Consider the following 1,620-nt stretch of genomic DNA (forward strand, 5'->3'; position numbering starts at 1 on the left):
TTAATTTGCTTTCTATTTATTGGTTGTTTATCTAGAATTTATTTTTCCTAGATAGAATTTATTTATAAATAATAATTTAATTACCTTATTATCCTAAAATATATTGTTTAATGGAAGTACGGCTAGGAGAGCATTAGGAGATAATCCCAGTCATTACTCTGTTGTTCTGCTACGCTGAGCAGAACCGAACCAATTCCAGCAGCTCCCTCCAGAAGCCCAGCTTTTGTTAGCCAACGCGTGCTCTCTGCCGATTCCGGTTCCGCATCCTTAAAACATAGTGGATGGTTGGGATTGAAGCGTTGGAGCAATTCGGTAGTTATTCGTTGGATTAAAGGTTCAAGTTCCGGAGCTTTGCTGTTACTCCACATACGCTGACACATCAGCAGGAGTCCCGACAAGCCATGGCATATTGAAGGGGAGCTCATTTCATTCTTTTCACATTCATAGGTGACGGATTGGATAAAGGTCTGAAGTGCATGCTGTTTTAGGCTTGGATTCTTTAAACTCAGTGAGGCTGTATATAAAGCGGATGTCACCCCAGGTGTGCCGTAGCACCAAGCCTCTCTTTGGCGTTGTAATGTATGTCCGACTGTCTTTTTATCATATTCAAAAGGAATAATGTGGGGCCAGTAGGAACCCAATTCGTCTTCCTCTTGTGAACTAAGCAGCCATTCTGTCATATATTCAATTGCGTTATGCTGTCCGGGAATTTCAATTCCGCTGTTATAAGCAATGGATAATAAAGCGAGGGGCCCGGGGATACCGTGCGCCATCCCACAATTAAAGCTGCCCATAGAAAAAATCTGCTTGTCTCTGTCCGTCAAGTGAAGCTCGCTAGGTGTAAACCAGCCTGGAACAGTCTTGCCATGCACCTGTATCGGTTGGGTAAGAGTGATCAGAAATTGAAGAAGAGGTTCTATTAACGGAGCTAGGTGGGGGGCGGCACAATTTTTTAACAGATATCTGCCGAGACCGCTCGCGCCTGAGATCGTATCAAACGTTTGTACAGGCACTCCGTTTTTTTGTTTTGCTAACTCCGAACAGGCCTGCAGCCATTCTTCAATTAAGGGGGCCATCCAGCGATGGATTTTATCTAGAAATTGTGTATAAAATTCACCATGATTTGATGCGGCCACTACGGATGATGCAATACCGGTCCAGCCGCTAAATAGTGATATATCTCGTGTTCCATATTCAGCAAGATAGGATTGAATCGCTATCAAATTCGAGTGTATTGCTTCGTTCCAATTAAACGTATTGTCTATTTCCCTCCATAATGATAGCAGATGAATATTACCTGGATAGCCATGAGATAGGGAAATGTCACCCCATGGGAATACATCGGAACCGCTCAAAACGTTGTCTTTAGAATGGACAGCTTCTATTACGAATTTGGGATCGCTTAGACGAACGGCGATTTCTCTACTAATTTCTACTGCTTTATTATGTAAGGAAACAGACTTTTGTTCTTTGACAATCGATATATAGTCATTCACGCGGGTAACCTCCTTAATTGCTCTATACTTCATTATGTTACGAAATACCATTCTTGTCTTTAAAATGTAATTAATTGTTAATTAATAAACTTTTAATAATGACTTTTTATTTAAGGATTAATTA

1 protein-coding gene is annotated in these 1,620 nt (G+C 41.0%); it reads right to left on the minus strand.

The genetic code is table 11. From position 1 onward, the window contains the following. Positions 1 to 122 precede the first annotated feature (122 nt). Positions 123 to 1,529: a lanthionine synthetase C family protein gene (locus CHH67_RS20155; RefSeq protein WP_095267176.1), complete on the minus strand. Its 1,407-nt coding sequence runs from the start codon at positions 1,527 to 1,529 to the stop codon at positions 123 to 125. Positions 1,530 to 1,620: the final 91 nt, after the last annotated feature.

Source organism: Paenibacillus campinasensis (assembly GCF_002272015.1).
Lineage (GTDB): Bacteria > Bacillota > Bacilli > Paenibacillales > Paenibacillaceae > Paenibacillus_AQ > Paenibacillus_AQ campinasensis.

Coding starts and splice junctions, on each gene's coding strand:
- CHH67_RS20155 (WP_095267176.1), bottom strand. CDS start 1,529: ATGAAGTATAGAGCAATTAAGGAGGTTACCCGCGTGAATGACTATATA.